Source organism: Cohnella herbarum, from assembly GCF_012849095.1.
Lineage (GTDB): Bacteria > Bacillota > Bacilli > Paenibacillales > Paenibacillaceae > Cohnella > Cohnella herbarum.
Genome location: NZ_CP051680.1, coordinates 2,495,471 through 2,509,664 on the forward strand (window position 1 = coordinate 2,495,471; position 14,194 = coordinate 2,509,664).

At 49.4% G+C, this 14,194-nt stretch carries 13 protein-coding genes; 2 read left to right on the plus strand and 11 right to left on the minus strand.

The genetic code is table 11. The features are described 5' to 3' along the window. Positions 1-75: 75 nt before the first annotated feature. The 10 genes from HH215_RS11285 to spoVAC all read right to left on the minus strand — a co-directional run bounded on the left by HH215_RS11285 (position 76) and on the right by spoVAC (position 11,336). A complete protein-coding gene (locus tag HH215_RS11285) occupies positions 76-921 on the minus strand; it encodes a glycoside hydrolase family 43 protein (RefSeq protein WP_169284339.1) in 846 nt (281 codons plus the stop codon). Between the two features lie 51 nt (positions 922-972). Beyond that, entirely contained in the window at positions 973-2,625 is a 1,653-nt protein-coding gene (locus HH215_RS11290; RefSeq protein ID WP_169279994.1) for an MGH1-like glycoside hydrolase domain-containing protein, read from the minus strand. 26 nt (positions 2,626-2,651) lie between these two features. Further along, entirely contained in the window at positions 2,652-4,283 is a 1,632-nt protein-coding gene (locus HH215_RS11295) for a response regulator transcription factor (protein WP_169279995.1), read from the minus strand. Continuing rightward, positions 4,261-6,030, minus strand: a complete 1,770-nt coding sequence (locus HH215_RS11300; RefSeq protein ID WP_169279996.1) for a cache domain-containing sensor histidine kinase — start codon at positions 6,028-6,030, stop codon at positions 4,261-4,263. The genes HH215_RS11295 and HH215_RS11300 overlap by 23 nt, the downstream gene beginning before the upstream one ends. 49 nt (positions 6,031-6,079) lie before the next feature. Then, the gene (locus HH215_RS11305) at positions 6,080-6,919 is read right to left on the minus strand and encodes a carbohydrate ABC transporter permease (protein ID WP_169279997.1); all 840 of its coding nucleotides are present in this window, start codon (positions 6,917-6,919) and stop codon (positions 6,080-6,082) included. Between the two features lie 3 nt (positions 6,920-6,922). Next, positions 6,923-7,813 carry a carbohydrate ABC transporter permease gene (locus HH215_RS11310; RefSeq protein ID WP_169279998.1) on the minus strand — a complete coding sequence of 297 codons (891 nt, stop codon included), beginning with the start codon at positions 7,811-7,813 and terminating at the stop codon, positions 6,923-6,925. 77 nt (positions 7,814-7,890) lie between these two features. Continuing rightward, entirely contained in the window at positions 7,891-9,228 is a 1,338-nt protein-coding gene (locus HH215_RS11315) for an ABC transporter substrate-binding protein (RefSeq protein WP_169279999.1), read from the minus strand. Between the two features lie 221 nt (positions 9,229-9,449). Continuing rightward, positions 9,450-9,800: a stage V sporulation protein AE gene (gene spoVAE, locus HH215_RS11320; RefSeq protein ID WP_169284340.1), complete on the minus strand. Its 351-nt coding sequence runs from the start codon at positions 9,798-9,800 to the stop codon at positions 9,450-9,452. After that, entirely contained in the window at positions 9,800-10,837 is a 1,038-nt protein-coding gene (gene spoVAD, locus HH215_RS11325; RefSeq protein ID WP_174887683.1) for a stage V sporulation protein AD, read from the minus strand. The genes spoVAE and spoVAD overlap by 1 nt, the downstream gene beginning before the upstream one ends. Next, a complete protein-coding gene (spoVAC, locus tag HH215_RS11330; RefSeq protein WP_375140496.1) occupies positions 10,824-11,336 on the minus strand; it encodes a stage V sporulation protein AC in 513 nt (170 codons plus the stop codon). The genes spoVAD and spoVAC overlap by 14 nt, the downstream gene beginning before the upstream one ends. A 182-nt stretch (positions 11,337-11,518) precedes the next feature. On the opposite strand from spoVAC, the gene sigK reads away from it, so the two are divergent. Next, positions 11,519-12,220 (plus strand): RNA polymerase sporulation sigma factor SigK, encoded by a 702-nt coding sequence (sigK, locus tag HH215_RS11335; protein WP_169280001.1) that lies wholly within the window; start codon positions 11,519-11,521, stop codon positions 12,218-12,220. Positions 12,221-12,676: 456 nt separating this feature from the next. On the opposite strand, the gene HH215_RS11340 is transcribed toward sigK, so the two are convergent. Further along, on the minus strand, positions 12,677-13,120 hold the full coding sequence (locus HH215_RS11340) for a tellurite resistance TerB family protein (RefSeq protein ID WP_169280002.1): 444 nt from the start codon (positions 13,118-13,120) through the stop codon (positions 12,677-12,679). A gap of 377 nt (positions 13,121-13,497) precedes the next feature. On the opposite strand from HH215_RS11340, the gene HH215_RS11345 reads away from it, so the two are divergent. After that, positions 13,498-14,160, plus strand: a complete 663-nt coding sequence (locus HH215_RS11345) for a 3'-5' exonuclease (RefSeq protein WP_169280003.1) — start codon at positions 13,498-13,500, stop codon at positions 14,158-14,160. The last annotated feature ends 34 nt before the right edge of the window (positions 14,161-14,194 follow it).

Consider the following 14,194-nt stretch of genomic DNA (forward strand, 5'->3'; position numbering starts at 1 on the left):
GACCGCAAAAAATAGGACAATCCAATAGTCACCAATGGATGACAATGGATTGCCCTAAGCACAATCAACGAAAAACTATACGTATCTTAACCGCCCATCCTCTTCCGCAAGCTCGATAAAGACGGGACGCTCGTCCGGCGTGCTGTTCGGAGCGTGCAGAGTCAACAAAATTTTCCCCTCGAACGTTCGGAAAATCATGCCGTGACCGCCATCGTTCTCGTAAATCGGCTCGGGCTCCTGAACCCATGGACCGAGAATTCCGCCGGATACCGATCGAGCGATCCCTTGCGCGTAACGTCCTTGCCGGAAGCTCGACCATAAGAGCAGCAACTCGCCATTGTTGCAACGATAAGCGTAGGGCCCGTCGGTGACGTAACCCGCTCCTCCCTTAACCGCATCGACCCATGACGCATCTAGCGCGGAGAAGAGCAAGATCGGCTCTCCGATCGCCCGGTCTAATTCAGGAGATAAACGTGACGCGCAGACGGTTCCGTTCTTGACTTGTACCCACTCATGGCAGAAGACGATCCATGGCGTACCGTCTTCGTCGACATACAAGGTACCGTCCAAGCATTCCCAATCATGGGGAGTCACCGGCCCATCGCTATGGGGAATAAATGGGCCTACAGGTTGATCGGCAACCAAAATTTGCGTACCTCTGCATACGCCTTCCGCTTTGAATGTAGCGAACATATAATATTTGCCGTCGTAAGCATGAACTTCCGGAGCCCAATAATTCGTATCGGACCAGAAATCGGGTTCGGGGCGAAAAGCGGGGAACGGTCCCTCCCAATCTTCCAAGTCCCGACTCTTGTAAACGTCGAATCCGATCGCCTTGCCCTTCCAGATGTTCGGATCGGTAGAACCATATAAATAATAGCACCCTTCGCTTTCCTGCTTGAGTACGAATGGATCGCGCATCTGAATTTGTTCTTTGGTCAACGCCACGATAATCTTTCCTTTCCTGATAAGCTATTCATAGGTCGGGAGGATGACGCCCGGAGCCGATTCGATTACGAAACTTCCTTCTTCGAATCGTAAAACCTCGTTGCCCGCGATGCGAAACGGGATCTCCCGTTCCTCCAACCGAACGATTCCTTCGACCGGTCGAACGGACATGCCGACAATGTTGCGCAATAGCCCCGAGCGATCGGTAGCGATCCGAACGCCTGCGGGAAACCGGTATTTCAATCGGCCGTCTTGATAGATCGAGCATTCCGACCGCGTGTTATGAAGTTCAAATCCGATTCCGTCTACGGTTCGGCAATACGCCGTTTCATCCGCTAACTTTTGTCCATGGTCCAACGTCTGCGGAAGCAAACCTGTAAACCAGAGCTCGCCATCCGGCGTCGGCACGATACCGCTCAACCGCTCGATATAATCCAGAACGCACAAAATCGCCGGAGAATAAGTCTCGGTATATCCTTCTTCGCCCGTCCAAGGACTCAGACATTGACCGAATCGGGTCATCCGCGAGATCGCGGAAATAATCGGTTGCATAATCCAGGTGAGCTCCACATGACGTCCATGACTTTCGAAGGCATGCGGAGCCCGGATCAAGCTTAAGAAATTAACGGCGCCGCCCCACGTGTTGTAGCTCGTAAACGGATCGAAGCGGGGATCATCCATGGCGATCGACGTTAACGGGTATTTTGCGAAAAATTTACGGGTATTCAGCAAGTAACGTGATAGCGAAGAAGCGAAGAAATCGTCGTCTCCGACCTCGCAGGCAAGCACGCGCAAGAGGACGTCGGACTGAATACGATTAAACCTACCGTTGTTGTCCACGTCATAGAAGAAGCCGTCCGACTCATCCAAGCAATGAGCGTTCAGACTTCGCAGCGTCGCGGCGGCTTTGTTTTTCCATACTTGGGCTATGTCGTCCTGCCCTAGTTCGCGAGCCATCCGGGACAAGTAACTCCGACTGCAATACACGCTTGCCGTTAGATCCGGGGCGAGCAGCGGCAAGATCGGCGAATGCGGATCGTAACGCTTAGGATCGTCCTGCTCCGGCGTATCCGGCACGTGCCAGAATCGCGGCGACAAGTCGTGCCCGGTATCGAACGTACAGAATGCTTCCACGCATCCCGTACCTCTCGTATCGCGATACTGCGCCAGCCAGTCGTCGAACCGCGCAAGCGATGTATACATTTTGTTCAAGAAAACGCGATCCCGCCCGTTCAACATATAGTGATTCCACGCGCTCCTGGCCGGAGGCGTGACCAATTGAATTTGCTTAAAGACGGCGCCGTCCGCCGTCACTTTATACGGAATCAAGCCATCCTCGCGCTGCAGCTCGGCAAACTGCGCGAACGTGGACTGAGCCGTGTCCGGGCAATATCGCGCCAAAATTTCCGCATTGATCGTACCGGTGCTTTCCAGCCAGCAACCGTGATAGACGCCTCCTTCCTGCAGGATAGGCCTACCCTGGCCGTCCGGCTTGATGCAATCCCCGAGTTTGGCGACGGCGTGATCGAATACTTTCTCCAATCGAGCGGGCGAAGAAGCGAATTTAACGCCCAAGCGGGCAAATTCAGCTTGAAACGACTGAGCGATATTAGAGTTCCGCTGCATCGATATGCCTTGCGAATCCTTGTCCCGCAATTTCTGCAATACTGTGGCCATATGCTTACGCTCCTTTGTCCGATGCGTTAGCGATTATATTCGGACGGGCTGTACCCGGTAATCGATTTGAACACCTGACTAAAATAAGTAGAATTCTGAAAGCCTACCCTCTCGCTGATTTCGTAAACCATGTATTTTCCCGTGCCGATCAATTCGATCGCTTTGCGGATTCGATATTTGTTGAAATAGGTTACGAACGGTTCGCCGGTAACCCGTTTGAACAGTTGACTCAAATAATTCCGGTTCACGTGGAGATTCGCCGCGATTTGTTCTAAAGAAATATCCTCGTGATAACATTTTTCTATATATTCCTTAATTACTCGTTCGACCAACGCATTGCTCTTTTTGCCGACCTGATCGTCCCGGTTCAGAGCGATCAGACGCGCTATCGCATCGTCCATCCCCTCCAGCATTTGCCTGGCGGAGCTGGACCGGTTTAATTTGAGCAACAGGTCTTCGAGACCCGGACCCGACGTTTCCTCCTGCATGTCGGAAGTTTGCGTAGCTATCCACAAGGCGCTTGCGATCCCGGAGCAAACCCCTTTGCATACCGGAAGAGATACGTTGCCGCCCGCCATTTCCTTGGCCAGCCGATTCCATAGCTCATGGGCGTTCTGCCATTGTTTTTGAAAAATAGCATCGTGCAAATAGCGAACCGAATCCATCGAGACAACTTTACCCGGCTCCGTTTCGGTGGAATCCGCATAGACGTATACCCGGTTCCACTCGTTCATTTCCGCGATCTCTACCGCATAGCGGCTTTCCAGGTAGGAATCCATTAATTCATGATAACCGGCGCGAACGGTGCCGAGCCCCGCCAGCACGGAGAGCTTCATAAACTGAAGAATGTTTTCCAATATTTCATCCGATAAGTTGACGATGAATTGCTGCAATTGTTGACTCTCATCTTCCTGTGGCGGAGCACCTAGAAAAATGATCACGAATTCTTGATCGGAATATTCCAGCACTTCCGCGGACAGATCCGGTTGGCTGCCTAATTGGGCGTTCAGCATTTCGCGAATGATGTTCCCCGTTCCGAAACGCAACAGTTGCCAATCGCGTTCTTCTCTTCGCGCGAAGACGTCCGACCTCACGAGACTAAGCGTCAACGCCTGGACGGACGACTGTTCGGGCAAACCCATAAACGCGATTCTATTGTCCGGCAACTCCTCAGGCCGATACCGCGTAGACAACAAATCCCGGAAGAAAGCGTCCTTCATCGATTTACGCACGATATCTTGCTGCTGCAAATAGCTGGACAGCAATTCGTCTTGCTCTTGGGACTCGTTCAGTTGTTGCAGAACCTCGCGTACGACGAACTCGATCTCCGAAATGCTGGGCGGCTTGAGCAGGAAGTGATTCACTCCCGTAGATACCGCTTTCCTCGCGTTCGCCAAATCATCGTACCCGCTTAAGATGACTACCGGAACGTCCGGGTCGATGTCATGAATCGCTTCGGTTAACTGGAAGCCGTCCATCGCGGGCATATAGATATCCGTAATAACGAAATCCGGCCGCAGCTCGCGGAATTTACTCAACCCCTCCATTCCGTCTGCTGCCGTACCGACTATACTTACGCCCATGTCCTTCCATGGAATATGTTTTAGCAGTCCATTAATTACATAATCGTCATCATCAACCAAGAGAATCGTATTCATGGGATAGGCTCCTTGTCAGTTGCTCCATTTCCGCCTCATGGTTAATCAGCGGCAAATTCATGATCACCTGCGTGCCCCCCCGTTCCCCCGGAGCGACTCGCACTCCGTACTTCGGACCGCAATACAATTGTATCCTGTCTATGACATTACGAATTCCGATTCCTCCGGTCGTCTGAATATCGAACCCTTCCGGCAACCCGCTTCCGTTATCGGTAATCGCGATGATTAACTGTTGGTTTCCTGCTTCTTCCCGTTGTTCAATGACAACCTGAATAACCGCTTTCTCGTAGCTCCGATGTTGAAACCCATGAATGACCGCATTTTCCAAGAAAGGCTGAAGCACGATTTTCGGGATGATCACGTCAAGCAGATCGCTCTTCACGCTCTCGACGTATTCGATGCTGAAATTTTGCCGATATTCCTGAATAGCCATATAACAACGGGCATGAGCCAACTCGTCCCTCATGGGAACATACCACTTATCATTGCTTAGTCCGATACGAAACAGCTTGGACAATTGTTGAACCATCTGGCTAATTTCGTACGCATTGTAATCCAGAGCTCGCCAGTGAATCAAATCCAACGTGTTATATAGGAAATGGGGCTTGATCTGAGCATGCAACAATTGAATTTCCGCTTCCCGACGATCGCGATGTTCCTGATTCAATTGTCCGATCAACGCCTTTAACCGATGTACCATCCGATTAAAATGAGTCGTAAGATGAAGATATTCCTGTATGCCCGACGCACCCATCCGGACGTTGAAATCGCCTTTTTCCACGGTGCGCATGCCCTCGACAATTCCGTATATCGGAGAAGTCAATTTCCTTGACACCCATAGAGCGATCGGAATAGATAGCACGATCAGCCCGAGCAACAGTCCGATAATGAGTATCCGAACTTCTTTGCCGCTTTGCTTGAGCACGTCTTTGGAAATCAATTGCATGAGCATCCAGTACTGTGAATTCTGGTCCGATTCAATAACGCTGTATTTCGTTGCCGATACTTCGCGTACCATCGCATCTACGTCATCGATGACTTCGACGCCCTCAGGCAGCACGGATGCGATATAATTACCGCCGGAGTCCAATACCACGTAATAGTTGGCGCTATCCTTAAGCGCATCGCGCTTATTCAAAATTTCGAACAATTTTTTGTCGGGAATATTGAGCTTCACGATTCCCAGAATTTCTCCCCTGTGGCCAATAATTCGATAAACGTAACTGACCATCCGAACGTTGCCTGAAACTCCATAGTCGTGGGAAGCGATCCAGAACCCGTCGGTGCTGTCCATGCGTCCCAACCAACCTTGCTTGTCCGCTTCGTCCATCGGATGCATGAATTGACCCAAAAATGCCGGATAGCCTTTTAACCAATCCGTGTACAATTCAATTGAATGCAAACCTTCTTTAACTGTCGCAAGCTTTTGAAATTCTTCATATAACTGCCGACTCTTGGTTACGAAGTCGTACTCGCTATCCGGCGCTTCCGACAGGCTTTGTTGTACCATCGTGTTCGTCACTAAGAATCGGGCCGTATCTTGAATGCCCGCCACGTAATTCGAGAGCTTCTGGGATGTCTCGTCGAGCAGCTCTTTTTTGGTTTCCCGGATTTCGCGGTAGGCAATCTTAGAATACGTCTCATAATACACAATGCCCGATACTAGCAATAGAAGGCTATTAAAGCCGATGAAACAAAGCACCATAAGCGTAAAAAGTTTTGTCGGATATTTCACCAGATGTCGCATTTCGTACAGTCCTCTTTTTGAAAAGTTAATTTACAATCATAATCCTATTTTAACCTTTCAATCCGGTTGTCGCGATGCCTTGGGTGAAGTATTTCTGACCCAGGAAGAAGATGACAAGACTAGGAACGATGGACAGGACGGACATTGCGAACACGGCTCCCCAGTTAGAGCTGCCGCTGGAATCCAGGAAGAGGCGCAAGCCTAGCGGAACGGTGAATTTCTTAATATCGCTCAAGTAGATCAGTTGACCGAAGAAATCATCCCATGTGCCCATGAACGTGAAGATCGCGGCGGTCATCAACGCAGGCAGGCTAAGCGGCATAATGATGCGGAAATAGAGCGTAAACCAGCCGCAACCGTCGATCTTAGCGCTCTCGTCCAATTCTTTAGGAATACCCCGAATAAATTGCACGATCAAGAACACGAAAAAAGCGTCCCCGACGAATTTCGGCGTCATCAGAGGCAGGTAAGTATCTACCCATCCGATCTCATGAAACATAATATATTGGGGAATCAGCGTAACATGTCCCGGTAGCATGATCGTACCAAGCATCAACGCGAAAAGCAGGTTTTTCAACGGAAAGTCGATACGCGCGAACGAAAAGGCCGCCATAGAAGAACTGAGTACCGTCCCGATGACCGCGACTACGCACAATAAAATGGAATTAAGGAAGAACCGGCCGAATTGAATGTTGCGTAACCCGTTCCAGCCTTGGGAATAATGCTCGAACGTAATCGAGGAAGGCCACAAACCTTTAGACGTAAAGATTTCCGTAGTCGGTTTCACGGAGCTGCTGATCAACCAGAATACCGGATATAGCATCAAGAGCCCGCATCCCAGCACGATTACATGAAACAGGGCTGTTTTGAACTGTCGATTAATTGCCATCGATTAATTCCTCCCATCCGAATAGTAAACCCAGTAACGGGAGGTCAGGAACAATAAGCCGGTGAAAGCTGCGATGATAACCAATAACAGCCAAGCCATTGCGGAGGCGTATCCCATGTCCAGGAAAGTGAAGCCCTTAATATACAAGTACAAAGAATAGAGCAAAGTCGAATTGATCGGACCGCCCGAACCATTGCTTATAATGAAAGCTTTAGTGAACGTTTGGAACGACTGGATCAACGTAATTGTCAGATTAAAGAAGATGACGGGCGTAAGCAGAGGCATCGTGATTTTCGAAAATTTACGAAAAATGCTAGCACCGTCTACGGTAGCCGCTTCATATAACTCTTGAGGGATTTGCTTAAGTCCGGCCAAGAAAATAATCATGACCGACCCGAACTGCCATACGGACAATCCGATCAGAGAATAAATCGCGTACTTCGGATCGGCTATCCAATTGGGTCCCTCGATCCCGATAAATGACAAACCCTGATTGAAAATCCCCTCTTTGTCGAACACTTGTTTCCACAACACGGAAATCGCGACGCTTCCTCCAAGCAAGGAAGGAATGTAATAGATCGTTCGGTATAAACCAAGAAGCTTCATGCCTTGATTAAGCAACATAGCCAGTCCGAGCGCGAACGCCAAACGGAAAGGAACCGATAGTAACACGTATTGAAAAGTAACCTTGATCGAATCTCCCAAACGGTAATCGTCCGTAAACATCGTCTTATAATTTTCGAAGCCGATCCATTTCGGTGCCGTAAGCAAGTCATACTTCGTAAAGGACAAATACAAAGATGCGATGATCGGGCTTAAGTAAAGCAAGATAAAGCCGATCAACCATGGCAACAGAAACAAATACCCGGCTGCATAGGTTTTGTATTTCTGCATAAGATTAGCTCTCCTATCTTAGGGAAGAGGGAGCCGTCTAAGGGCTCCCGGTCTTCCGTTTTCTCTAGATGTTACGTTTATTGCGCTTTTGCTTTGACTAGCAATTTATCCAATTCGGTCATGAATTCATTGACGGAAGAATCGATCGGTTGAGCTCCGAACGCGATTTTCTCGCTCGTTAACTGCAACAATTTAATGAATTCATTATCCAACGGGAATTGTTGATACTCGACGGCCGGTGCCGTATCGCTTACTAGCGAGATGTAATCGTAAAGAACTTTATCGACCGGCGTGGATTGCGCGGACAATACGTCGCGAATTTTGCCTGCCGGCGGAACGCCTCTTGTACTGCCAAGGATAACGCCTGCTTCAGGGTCGTTCACCATGAAGTTAATGAACTTCGCGACTTCTTCAGGATGCTTAGTTCCTTCATACGAAGTGATGAATTGTCCGGAAATCGGAGGGACCATTCCGCTGCCCGCCGAACCGTTCGGGTACATGCTCAAAGCCAACTTATCCTGAGTCAGCTCTTGGAAACCGAAGATTTGGGATGCCGACATGCTTTGAATGGCAACTTGTCCCTTAACGATAAGGGATTTATCAACGGCCGTCGGAGGGTTGGCTACTTGAACGTCCGCAGGCACGATAGCTCCCGCTTTACGCAATTCATCCCACATCGTGAACCAGTTGATCATATCTTGGCTGTCGAAATGGCGTTCGCCGTCGCGATATAACTCTTTGCCGTTACTTCCCAAATACGAAGCCAACGAAGCCGCATCGCTGGAAAGATCGTACGAACCGTAATGACCTTTGCCTAGTTTCTGAGCAATTTGAGTCGTCGAGGTTTTAAAGTCTTCATAAGTCCATGTATCCGTCGGAAGCGGTACGCCCGCTTTCTCGAACATGCTCGCATTGTACATTAATGCGGTTGAACTAACGCCTAGCGTGACGCCGTACAGCTTCTCTTCGAAAGTAGCCGCTTTCACGTATCCGCCGTTAAAATCGTCCAAGACTAGAACGTTGCCTACATATGGAGTCAAATCCAGCAATGCTTTTTTGTCTACGTATTCTTTGATATTTCCGCCCATCTGGATCAAATCCGGGGCGTTGCCCGCAGCAATCTGAGTGTTCAGCTTATCCATATATCCGTCGAATCCGGAATATTCCCCCGTGATTTTGACGCCTGGATTTTTTTGCTCGAACAGCTCGATGACTTTTTGCGTTTTTTCGTGGCGCTCATCCGAACCCCACCAAGACATGCGCAATTCGACTTTCTTACCGCTATCCGCGGACGGCGAGGCCGCCGGTTGCGATGCCGAGCTCTCTTTGCTTGGTTCGTTTGCGCCATTGGAGCAAGCGGATAATAGCATCGTCAAGGCAAGCGAGACCCCGGTAATTGTTTTTTTGTTTAACATAAAGCGAACCCTCCTTAATGTTTGAATGCCTCCTCATTGTAGGTTAGGAAAGAAGGGAAAGACATAAACAAAAGTAAGGGATACCATAAGAATAATCAGTTATGCTAACTATTTTGCACATATTTACGATCCTTCCACCCCATGAACGATAAGAAAAGCACAAAACAGGTGACTCCCGTTAAATAATGGAATCACCTGTTTCGCTCGCAGGCTATCGCCGATCAACCCTTCGGCTTAACGACTAACGCGGCTAAAAACGAAAATACGATCGCCGCGGAAATGCCCGCGCTCGTTATGCTGAAAATACCGGTAATAACCCCTATCCAACCTACGTCCTGCAGCTCCGACAGAGCCCCATGAACCAATGCGTTGCCGAAGCTCGTTATCGGCACTGTCGCTCCGGCCCCCGCGAAGTCGACAAGCGGATCGTACCAACCGACGGCATCCATTACCGCTCCAGTGACGACCAACAATGACATCGTATGCGCCGGTGTAAGCTTTACGACGTCGAACAATAGCTGGCCAACGACACATATCGCGCCGCCGACCACGAAAGCCCATACGTAGTCCATCATAATTCGGCACCTCTTTGCTTCTCAGTGTTTGGCGCTTCTATCGCTACTGCGTGCGCTACGCATGGAATGCTTTCCCCTTGCTGATACGAAAGCGGGCTGAGCAAAGCTCCCGTCGCGACGACCAATATCCGGTTCAGTTCTCCCTTATGGATCCGTTTCAAGAGATGACCGTAAGTGACGACCGCCGAGCAAGCGCACCCGCTGCCTCCCGCCTGAACCTTCTGCTTCTGTACGTCATAGATCATCAGCCCGCAGTCCTGAAACTTCGTCTGATCCATCGGCACGCCGTTTCTTTGCAGCATCTCAGTCGCGATCGGATGGCCTACGCCCGCTAGATCTCCCGTTACGATCAAGTCGTAATACCCCGGCTCTCTTCCGGTATCCTGAAGATGCCCTTGAATCGTATCCACGGCAGCGGGAGCCATTGCCGCCCCCATATTGAAGGGGTCTTTAATGCCCAAGTCCATGATTTTGCCAATCGTCGCCGCGGTAATGATCGGTCCTTCTCCTTCGCTGGCAATGATGGACGCGCCCGCGCCCGTAACCGTATATTGGGCCGTCGGCGGTTTCTGCGATCCATACTCCGTCGGATACCTGAACTGCTTCTCTACGGTGCAATTGTGGCTGCAAGTGCCCGCCATGGCATATTCGCCGGCGCCGGAAGATACGATCAGAGACGCTATGGCGAGCGATTCCATCGAAGTCGAACAAGCGCCGAATACGCCAAGATAGGGAGCCCCTAACGTGCGTGCCGCGAAAGTATTACTAATAATCTGATTCATTAAATCTCCGCCGACGAAGAAGCTGAGCTTATCCTTAGACAGCTTCGCATGCTGCAACGCGATATCGGATGCTTGCTCCAGAAGCACCCTTTCGGATTTCTCCCAGCTAGGCTGTCCGATCTCCAGGTCGGGATGAACGAGGTCGAAATCGGAAGAGAGCGGACCCTCTCCCTCATCGGGTCCGACGACGGTTCCCGTTGCTATAATGACGGGCGGCTTTGGAAAAACCCATGTCCGTTTACCCTGTAGTATCATGCCACGCCCCGATTCCGAACACCCAGTAGATAATGCCGATTACGAAAGCCGCCACGACGCCGAACACGATGACGGAACCCGCCAACTTAAACATATTGGAACCAACGCCAAGTACCAAGCCTTCGGCCCGATGCTCGATCGCCGCCGACGCCATGGAATTCGCGAAGCCCGTTACCGGAACCGCGCTTCCCGCTCCGGCCCATTGCGCGATCTTGTCATAGACGCCCATGCTGGTCAGAATAACCGATAGCAGGATCATGATCGCTACGGTCGGGTTGCTGGCATCCTTGGATGACATGTGGAACACCGCGATGAAAAATTCGGTTACTCCCTGACCGATCGTGCAAATAATTCCGCCTACCAAGAACGCCTTCAGACAATTGGTCCATACGGACCGGGAAGGCTCTCTTGCTTTGGCGAATGCTTGGTACTCTTTCGAAGACATGGATACCGGCTTATACGGTCGATTACCGCGTCCGGCGCTTTTTACGGCCAAGAAAACCACCTCCAAAGGAAATTGCGACATACTTGTAGCGTTAATTATTTCCCATTGTGGGGCATTGTCATTCGGACGATCGACTTTAAAGCTGTGGAACAGGCACTGTTGGGCGTTTACCCACATACAATGGTAATGCTTCTTTCCAACAACCCGACCCCACTTACGGAGGTGGCCTTCCCGTGCCCGGTTTTATCACATCGATTGCCTTGTTCTTGAAGCAATTATCTTTACTCGTGTCTTATGTCAAAAATAACGCGTTTCCCCAGCCTCTCACCGACGATGAAGAGGCGTTGCATTTGCAACGGCTTGCCGAAGGTAACCCCGTTTCCCGAAACCTGCTTATCGAACACAATTTGAGATTGGTTGCCCATATCGTCAAGAAATTCGATAACACCGGAGAGGATTTGGAAGATCTCATCTCGATCGGAACGATCGGACTCATTAAAGCGATCGAGAGCTTCCAACCGAACAAAGGCACGAAACTTGCTACCTTCGCCGCTCGTTGCATCGAGAACGAAATTCTAATGCATCTACGGTCGTTAAAGAAAACGAGAAAAGACGTTTCGCTTCATGATCCGATAGGAACCGACAAAGAAGGCAACGAGATCACTCTGCAGGATATTCTCGGCACCGAGCCGGACGAAGTGGTCGAGAAAGTTCAGTTGAAAATCGAGAAAAGCAAAATTTACCGCAATCTCGATATATTGGACGATCGCGAGCAGGAAGTCATTCGCGGACGGTTCGGGTTGGACGGCGGCGGGGACGAGCGAACCCAACGAGAAATCGCTCGGGAGCTCGGAATATCGAGGAGTTACGTGTCAAGAATCGAGAAGAGAGCGTTAATGAAACTCTATCACGAGTTTTATAAGGCTAAGCGTTAATGCATAATTGAAAAACCGACGAGTTTGCTTGAGTAGAAGCGAACGCGTCGGTTTATTAATATACGGTTAAAATGCCACAGATTCTAACGGAACCAGCAGACTTTATTTTTCTCAAAAAGGGGCTTTTCAAAATCTAACGGAAATGTGCGCTCTTATTTGAGTGTTTTCCATTGAAAATATGGTTTTTGAATGGGATTAATCAACGGACCGTAGGCGGTTACTTCTGCCGTAATTCATCGAATTGACGAATCAGATGCGAAAATAGACGATCAATTGAATAAGAAACTTGGGTCGAAAAATACAAAAACTTGTACTTAAACACAAAACGGGAGGCACAGGAAACCTCCTGTACCACCCGTTTTCATAAATGTTTGTTCCCCCAATGAGACCATAATTCATTCATACGAGATGAGTTTTGTTCATACGATGGGGTTATGTTTGATTTATAACTGATGCTTACAGTCCGAAATCGCCGGCGGGAAGATTAACCGCCCGGCACATTTCCCTGACCACGTTTTTCTCCGATTCGTCGAAATCGCCGTCGGCGGCACCGATTGCGCAACAAACGCTAATGACAACGCGTGCTTCGGGCTTGTCCTTGAATTTGATAATCGGCTTCATCGCTTCGGCTTTACCGATCATATGATCGAAATCGAAATTGCTCGTATAATGGTTGAATCTTTCGATGACCTTCGAGATTTCGAACACTTTAAGCTCTTCGTTATGGTTAATATAACCGATCATCTTTTGTTTCTCGGAGCCGTCGATTTTTCCGTCGGCTGCAGCCACGATCGCACATCCGGCGACAACCGCGTCCATGAAATCCTTATTCTTGAACTTCGATACTTGATCTTTAAGTCCTTGGCGCATGGAAGTTAGCTTTTGCGAAAATGTACTCATGACATTAATTCCTCCTGTGGTTTACCTGCAATTGTGTTTGCTTAATTTCTAAATTGTACCTTATGGGACTCCAACGATCAAATTTTACGGCGATTTCAAGAAAAGATTGTCGAAATTGTGTCGGAGCCATTATCGGAATCGGCCCTATGTGGCTGGAGCTTTAGGCGTCATTCTCTTCTTATTCTTGTTTTTCAAACCTACTCTCTAGAACGAATATCATCGTCGGACAGCCCGCTGAACTTCATCAGCGGGCTGTCCGTGTTCAACTCCATTTTCAACCAAAAGCGAAGATTATTTTCCACACTGACAAATGCTTCGCGTAAGTCTATAATAACAAAGGTACGAAACATTATCGGAATGTCTTAGAGGTGCTTGAAGTGACCATTATCGTATATGACTTAGAAATGACGGTTCGGCGCAAGAAGGGCCAAATCGCCGAAATTATCGAAATCGGAGCGGCTAAAGTTCGTCTGGTCGACGATGTCCCGCAGATTATCGAAACGTTCCAATCGTTCGTGAAGCCGATGATCGTTCCTCAGCTGACCGCGGATACGACCGCTTTTACCGGAATTACGCAAGATGACGTTAACGGAGCGGGCACGCTTGAACAAGTCGTTCGCGAATATACGGAATGGATGGGATCGGACGAATATTTTCTGTGCGCGTGGGGACCGGACGACTTGCGACAACTCGTGCAGGAATGCCGACAGCATCAGATCGCGACCGATTGGATCGTTAACCATAACAACCTGCAGAAGATGTTATCCAAAATATACAAGCTAGAGAAACACCAGCAGATGGGTTTAAAACCGGCGCTCGAGATGCTGGAAATTCCCTTTTCCGGCTCCCACCACAGGGCGATGGACGACGCGATTAACACCGCGCATATTCTTGTTAAGTTGTTCGACCAGTTTCAATTTAAGCGCAACAAGCTGAGCGACGAAGCGAAAATCGAAAGCGAAGTCGTCTATAAGACCGACCACTACGAGAATTTGCCCTTCGCCGGACTCGCCGGTTTGTTCCCCGAACAGCAAAAGTAGCCGCATCGACGGACAACGCGGCTACTTTCGGCAA